Genomic DNA, 7478 nt, shown 5'->3' on the forward strand with positions numbered 1-7478 from the left:
TTTGATTTTTTTGATGCAGTGTAATAATTTCGCTTTTTGGTCATTCTATTCCCCTCTTATATTAGAAGAATAGCTCTTAAAAATACCTTTTTTTCGTCTAAAAATCCGCGCCTATATCAAAGGGCTCATTCATAATAGCCTTGGCTTGAGCTGCAATAATATAAAAACTAAAGGCATTCTCCTCAACTAGATGCGGTTTTATGAGCTGATAAGCTTGCTTCCCTTCATTTTTGTCGATTAAAAGACGTGCCTTTTCTAAGAGCTCTATAACTGCATTATCATGCGCCGTTTGGTATCCTTGGCGCGCAACAGCGTCATCCTCTTTATCTAATTTCGTGGCTAACAAGCGGTGGTAAATGGCAGCAGCGGCAGGGTAATTTTTTAAAGCTAATTGCACCCGCCCAATTTTGAATAAAGCAACGCGTTCAATGACGCTATTTTTTGCTGCAGTGCCATGCTCTAAAGCCAATTGATAGGTATATAGTGCTTGAGCTAGCTTTCCTTGTGCGGAATAAGTATCGCCTAAAACCAGTTCAATATTATAATCAGCTTTGCTTTTCTCAAGCGCTTCTAAAATGGCTAAGGCATCCTTAAATTTATTTTGCTCGCAAAGTTGCTTAGCCTTTTTAAATTGCTGCCAATAGTCAGCAGGCTCTTGCGCATATAAGTTAGTTGAAAGACCAGCAAAGCTCAGGGCTAGCAATAAATTCCTGTTAATCAATATCCACTCCGTTATTCTTCCTTAGTCCCCCAGGTTTTTTTACGATGGAACCATTCGGAGAGATAACCATAAATTACTGCTGGATTCATTAAAAATTGATAACAAAGAACATAAATAATGAAACCAAGGATATTCTTTCGTACCCGCAGGCCATTTAATTTAAATAATTCCCTTTGCCCGATATAAAATATTAAATTATTTAAAAACCCCAGCGGCAGAACCGCTAGAGTCATTGGCCCTGCAATATAGAAATGGCCAAAACAGGCAGCAATAATTCCGGGTATAAATACAAAGAAGAATATATTATCGAATATAATAAAAAATAAATTCCAATAAATATAGAAGGTTGGCAATTTAAAATTACGTAATACCTGAGGATGTTGACGAAATGCTTCCAATAAGCCCCGGGCCCAGTGACTACGCTGGAAGAAAAATTGTTGATAGGTTTCTGGTGCATTAGTAAAAGAAATTGCATATTCGGCAAAATCAATACGATAGCCTTTACTTAGTAAAGCCCAAGTTAAAACAATATCTTCACCCACTCCATGAGGCCAACCGTTCACCTCGATTAAGGCTTTTTTCATATACACTGAAAAGGCCCCTTGAGCAACTAAAGTTCCTTGATACATACTTTGGGAGCGTTTGATAGCGGCAATAGCATGAAAATAATCCCATTCCTGAATTCTGGTCATAAGACTTGCACGGGAATTTTTAACATAAACCGAACCTGCACACGCAACAGTTCCCGGGGGGCCGTTTAGAAGCTTAATCATCAGTTGCAAAATAGCTTCGGGTTTTAAATAAGTATCAGCATCAATGGTGACGATGTATTCAGTGCTCGCCTGACGCAGGCCTATGTTCAAAGCCGCTGCTTTTCGGCCATGTTGAGCGTTTAGAATTAATAAGGATTTTAGCCCTACCCCCAAGGCCTGCTCGATAGTCTTATCGGAGGAACCATCATCAATAAGAATAATTTCTATGGGTGCTGGATAATTTTGGTTTTTTAAAGAGTTGAAGGTAAACGCAATAGAGTTTTCTTCATTATAAGCGGCTATAAGGACGGTTAGCGGAGGGTAGTCGCCCAGATAAGCTTTATTCTTTCTTTGATCGGTTAAATAGCTTACTAATAAAAACATAAACATAAAGCCCGGAATTAAGGCAATCGAGAGCACAATAATAGCTGCCGGAATGAGGCTTATGTAAAGCGCCAAATCTTTAATCCAGGGAATAGAAATATAAAAACAAATACAAAACCACAGCGTAGCTACGAATAGATTGAACCAAAACTTATAAATTATGGGTACATACATCGTTCAATAAACCTATTACAAAATATCCCTATCAGCTAAAGACAAAAGATAAATACACCCACATGTTTAATGTTTTGGTTTATCTTAATTATAATAGATTTTCTCAAAAACAAATTCAATCTAATTTAGATAGAAGTTAATAAAATCAACTCCTATTTAGCAAGGTATTATTGTTGCGTTGCCCTTTGTTTCGCCTCCCTTTTAAAGACCAGCACAACCCATCTTCCCATTAAGGAGTCCTGCGCAAAACCATGCACTTCTCTAGAATATTCAATCAGTTAGATTTATAAATTGAAAACCTTAGCTTTCTGTTAAGAATTAGCCTTAGCGTTCTTATAAGGTAAAATTAAAGTAAATAAAGCGCCTTTATCCAAGCCCTCACTGGTCGCTGTCAACTCCCCACCCATTTCATTGGCAGCTAAAGAACTTGAATGAAGGCCAAAGCCATGACCACTTTTTTTGGTAGTGAAATGGGCCGTAAATATTTTTTGTAAATTATGGGAAAGAATACCAAGACCATTGTCTTGAACTTGCAGTTTAAAATACTGTTCGTCTACAGGCCTAAGCATTATTTTAAGCGTTTTATTCTCATTGCTGCATTCAAGCAAGGATTCAATACTATTTTTAAAAAGATTGACAATTATTTGTAATAGCTTCACGCGATCAATAGTCACCGTCGATATAGGTTCAATATGTTCTTCAAGGTGAATATTTTTACCTTCATAAATTACTTTGTTGATAGCTAGCGCATCTTTAATAAGATCTGCGACAGAAATATCTTCTACTACCCCTAAGGTCTTGCTTAACGATTGCTGCATGACGATGATATCATTGATATGATTAATGTTTTTTTGTAACCAGTGTATTTCATCCAATATATAGTTTTTTTCTTCGTTTAAATGCTGCGCTAATGCAGTCAAGTAGTTAGGGATGATTTTTCCTTTTTCGTCTTTGGTCAAAAACTCATCTAAATTTTTTTCATGCTCCTGCAGTAAAACGGATAATTGATTTAACTTTTCAATTCTAGAATAACGAACTTTTTCTTGGAGAATACTCGCCGAAGTTGAAACACTAGTGAGTACGTTGCCTATATTGTGTAAGGTACTTCTTGCTATATCAGCCATTCCAGCTTCTCGGGCAGCAACCACCAATTGGCTATGCAAGTCCAACGCTTTTTCTTCGGCTTTTTTACGATCCGCTATTTCGTTTTGTAATTGTCTATTGCTTGCTTCAAGTTTTTCGGTTCGCTCAATGACTCGTTGTTCCAAATCTTGATTTAATTGATTTAATTCATCCATCGCCTTTCGTAAACGATCGCGAACAAAATTCATATTGAGAGAGGTTTTTTTAATTTCCTCTTGCATACGATTAAAGCTTGCCGCCATCTGCCCCATTTCATCCTGGGAAGTAATGGCAATAGGAATTACTTCTTGACTGACATTCAAATCATTTAAATTACCTGTTCCTAATTTTTCCATCGCCAAGGAAAGCTCGGCTAAGTTAATATTGATAATTCGCTTCGCCGCTAAATTCACCTCTTCGGCGGCATGGACAATCTTTCCTGGAATAATTAAGCCTGCTGTTAAAGTCAGTAGGGCGACAATAACAAAAATGTCTTCCAAAATAAGAGCATACTCATTATTTTTCGCCAAGCTATTAACTGCGATTAAATAACCTATAGCATCAAAAATAAGGACACAGAGCATAGTCCCACTTAATTTAAAATGCAGGGAATGTGGAAATAAAGATAAATTCTTTTCTATACGGTCATTTATTTTTCGCCAAAAAAATAACAGTACTCCCAAAGATGAAAAACAAAAACCGGTAATCATCGTCCCCAACTCATATTGACGAAAGCCTAAGATGGTGGAAATCGTCCAAATACAGGCCGCAAATAAACCCAAATAAATGCATACGCTTGGCGCCCGAAATAGCCGCGGGGCTGTGGGGCAGTTTTTCCTTAAAAGCCAAACAGCGATGCTTGCTAAAGAAATAGCAAGTAAATATTGAAAATTAGTTGCCGCTATTAGCCAGGTAGGAGCACCAAAAAAAATAATACAGATGGCTATAGAGGCAGTAATCAATAAAGATACCCAAGGCACTCCCAACCGAGAGGTAATACCAAAAAATTGCGGAACCAGTCCATCTCGCGCTAACTGTGACATCGTCCGTGATGGTCCAGCTAAAGGCGCTATAAGGCAAATGATAAGATTAAACAGAATAAACCAAGTAATACCGGCTTGAGCGAAGTGTTTAAATAAAGGAGTGTAGACCGGGGCTAAAACTTCTATTAAATCCTGCGAAAGTGCTTCCATACCAATTACACCAAGCCAGATTAAAGGAAGGACACCATAAAATAAGCTTGCTAAAGCCATGGTCATATATAAGGCTCGGGGGACATTTTTTTGCGGGTTAATCGTTTCATTTACATAACAAAAAACATTTTCATAGCCAGGAACTATCCAGCCTACGAGATAAAGTGCAGCCATTAAAGTGGATAATTTACCAAACTGGCTTTGGAAAGGGGAAATAAAAGTATAGCTAAAGGCCTGCTCCCAAACCACTGCTCCGGCAAAAACTGGAATTAAAAGGGTTAATAAACCAAGGAAGGAAGCCATAAGAGCAATAGGAATTGCAAAGCGCTGGGTCCACTTTAGGCCACATAAGTTTAAAAGAGTCGCGCCGACAATTAAAAAAGTACTAACCCAATTAATGGATATCCAAGGCAGGCTTTGTTGAATGACAGTTGCTGCATAAGTAGCAGCAAAGCTAGCCGCCATAAGCCAGGCAAACCAGTACCCCACCCCGACAATATTAGTAATAATGGGGCTATAAGGTTTAAAGGCTTCAGTACAGGCTGTGGTAATCCCCCCTGTTTTATTAGGAAACATTAACACTAACTCAAGAAAACCTATGCTCGTACAATAGCTAAGCAAAAGACCTACGATAAATAAGACTACGATAATACTTCCATAAGTTTGAACTAAAGAACCCATGGTATAAAGCGTTAAATTACAACCTCCTAAAGCAAGGGCTGCTGTTCCTAACCATTTAACACGTCGTTCCGGCAAATCTCTCATAGGGGGTTAATTTCCTTATTTAGCAAGGTATCCATTTACTTACTAAGCCTAGCCCTAAACTTTAGTAAGCTTCTTCCAATTAGTAAACGCCCTCTCTTAAAAACTTACTTGGATCATCGCGGTAATTTTACTATTTGCAAAATTAGGATCTATATTATATTTGTGATTGGTGTCTGTCCATTGCAGTGATAATTTATAGTTCTTTATAGTTTTGCCCAGTTGAATTTTATAATCAGCATAATTTCCAAATAACTCAGGAAGGTAATAATAGCCAATCCCAGCATTTAAATTTATATCCTTTAAATTAAAAAAGTACTGAGGTGGGATATCGTAATTAATACCTATATTAGTGTAGGTTCCTTGGCCGCCAGTGCCAAAATAATTGCGCGTGTAACCAATGAGTGATGAGATAAAAAAGTATTGGAAATTTGCTAAAAACTCATCAAAATTAATCTGATAGGCTTTAGGATAACTGTACCTTATCCAGGAAAAGTCATAACTAAAATGAGTGCCGACCGTATTCCTAATACCTCCACCTAGGTCCGGCTCTACTGTTGCGGTATTCCCCACAAAATCATAAAATTTTACGTTGGAGCCCCATACATCAACATACAATCCCGTTTTAGGAAAAAGATAGCTAAGCCCCCCTTGAAATGCGGGCAAATTAGAGGAAAAACTGATGCCGCGAAAGATATAATTACTGCTAATATCAAAAGATCCAGTTAAAGGTTTGAGCAGTTTTTCAGCAGAAAAATGCGGCTTCTCCTCCTCTCTCGAGTTTTCCTCTTGAGTAGGTTTTTTTTTATTAACTTTAAGACTTTTAGCGCAACTTAAGTTAAGGAGCATGCAAGAAAGAAAAATAAAGACGGCTAGCTGATAATAGCTCATATATTGGGAAGCTCTTTTTTGCTCGGCTAAAAATGTCATTGATGTTTATGAAATAATCTATATTTTCATATTCACTCTAGCAACATTTGCTTTAAATGCAAATAGGAGATGCGGGAATTAGAGCTATAAAATTCATGGCTCCTCGCCTAGCCTACTCAGTTAAGTTCTGGCTCATCGTTTTGCTTGCAGCCATATTGAATAGTACAGCTTAGATCATCACTCATCCCTTGCGGACAAGTAGCTCCATTGACCCACATAGGAGGGACCTTGCTAAAGCCCTCAGCTACACAACACGTTTTTTGCTCGCCATCACAATTTTGGTGGATAGCCTTGGCAGAGCACTCTGAGCTTAGCCATAAAGTAGCTAAGATAATAGACCTAGAAAGTTCTTTAATTTTCTTTAAATCTTGGTTCATTTCCTATCCCCTCTTCCTTATTATTCAAAACGTAATACCGGAGAATGGCAGTAAGGCAGCTTACGGTGCTTGCTATAATAAGCCTGATGATACTCTTCTGCCGGCCAGAAAGTTTGTGCAGGTAACAAACGGGTGGCTACAGAGTAGCCCTTATTCATTAATACTTGGATTAAATCTTGCGCCGTTTGCAATTGTTCTTGGTTATAATAAAAAATTGCACTTTGGTATTGTTGCCCGAGATCAGGGCCCTGTCCTGTCCTTTGAGTAGGGTCGTGAATCTCGAAAAAACGTTTTACCACCCGATAGTAATCCGTTTGTTTTCGATCATAAATTATCCGTACCGCTTCATAATGACCACTCCTACCCTGACAAATCTGTTCATAAGAAGGGTTGAGCAGATGTCCACCGGTATAGCCTGATTCAGCAAATAGGACGCCTGGTAGTTGGCGCAAATAATGCTCTACCCCCCAAAAGCAACCGCCGGCAACAATGGCCTCTTCACTATCCAGCACCTGCTCATCAATTACAAAATCCAAAGAGGCGGAATTAACGCAATGGCGCAAATTTTTAGTGGTTAGATATTCACCTTGGAAGACATGGCCTAAATGAGCCTCACAACGCGTGCAGAGGATTTCGGTACGTTGACCATCACCGTCAGGTAAACGTTTTATAGCACGAGGCAATTCATCATCAAAACTAGGCCAACCACATCCAGAGCTAAATTGGCTATGTGCCCGAAATAAAGCTAAACCACAGCGACGGCACAAGTAAGTACCTTGAGTTGCTAAATGGTTGTATTTGCCGGTATGAGGGTATTCTGTTGCTTTCTCAACAATAATTTTTTTTTCTAGAGGTGTTAAGCTTGCTGTTTTATCAAGATAATCCATGATAGCAATCCTTTATGCTGTATGCCTGTAACCTAGAGCTTAGTCTACTTTCACCTCAGGGGCTTTTCATGACTAGAAATGAACCAATTATTGTTCAGCTGTTTTTTAATCAACAGTCGACAAAAGATTCGGTAAATTTAGGCTGTGAGGCTTATTCGCTCTAAATGGTTAATAAG

6 protein-coding genes are annotated in these 7478 nt (G+C 38.4%); all 6 read right to left on the reverse strand.

Features of this window, described 5'->3' with window-relative positions; all coding sequences use genetic code 11:
• Window positions 1-97 precede the first annotated feature (97 nt).
• The 6 genes from ELY15_RS11995 to ELY15_RS12020 all read right to left on the reverse strand — a co-directional run bounded on the left by ELY15_RS11995 (window position 98) and on the right by ELY15_RS12020 (window position 7305).
• Window positions 98-721: a tetratricopeptide repeat protein gene (locus tag ELY15_RS11995; RefSeq protein WP_158617469.1), complete on the reverse strand. Its 624-nt coding sequence runs from the start codon at window positions 719-721 to the stop codon at window positions 98-100.
• A gap of 11 nt (window positions 722-732) precedes the next feature.
• The gene (locus tag ELY15_RS12000) at window positions 733-2031 is read right to left on the reverse strand and encodes a glycosyltransferase (RefSeq protein WP_199744217.1); all 1299 of its coding nucleotides are present in this window, start codon (window positions 2029-2031) and stop codon (window positions 733-735) included.
• Window positions 2032-2342: 311 nt separating this feature from the next.
• Window positions 2343-5111, reverse strand: coding sequence for an amino acid permease (locus ELY15_RS12005; RefSeq protein ID WP_127100343.1), 2769 nt, complete (start codon window positions 5109-5111; stop codon window positions 2343-2345).
• 96 nt (window positions 5112-5207) lie between these two features.
• Entirely contained in the window at window positions 5208-5999 is a 792-nt protein-coding gene (locus tag ELY15_RS12010; protein ID WP_158617470.1) for a TorF family putative porin, read from the reverse strand.
• Window positions 6000-6154: 155 nt separating this feature from the next.
• Entirely contained in the window at window positions 6155-6415 is a 261-nt protein-coding gene (locus ELY15_RS12015) for a hypothetical protein (protein ID WP_127100347.1), read from the reverse strand.
• Between the two features lie 20 nt (window positions 6416-6435).
• Window positions 6436-7305, reverse strand: coding sequence for a bifunctional methionine sulfoxide reductase B/A protein (locus tag ELY15_RS12020; RefSeq protein ID WP_233586692.1), 870 nt, complete (start codon window positions 7303-7305; stop codon window positions 6436-6438).
• Between the last annotated feature and the right edge of the window lie 173 nt (window positions 7306-7478).

It is taken from the genome of Legionella sp. km772 (assembly GCF_003989735.1).
Classification (GTDB): Bacteria; Pseudomonadota; Gammaproteobacteria; order Legionellales; family Legionellaceae; genus Legionella.

Excerpts from the sequence above, each read along its gene's own strand:
- ELY15_RS12015 (WP_127100347.1), bottom strand. The coding sequence starts at position 6,415 with ATGAACCAAGATTTAAAGAAAATTAAAGAACTTTCTAGGTCTATTATC.
- ELY15_RS12005 (WP_127100343.1), bottom strand. The coding sequence starts at position 5,111 with ATGAGAGATTTGCCGGAACGACGTGTTAAATGGTTAGGAACAGCAGCC.
- ELY15_RS12010 (WP_158617470.1), bottom strand. The coding sequence starts at position 5,999 with ATGAGCTATTATCAGCTAGCCGTCTTTATTTTTCTTTCTTGCATGCTC.
- ELY15_RS12000 (WP_199744217.1), bottom strand. The coding sequence starts at position 2,031 with ATGTATGTACCCATAATTTATAAGTTTTGGTTCAATCTATTCGTAGCT.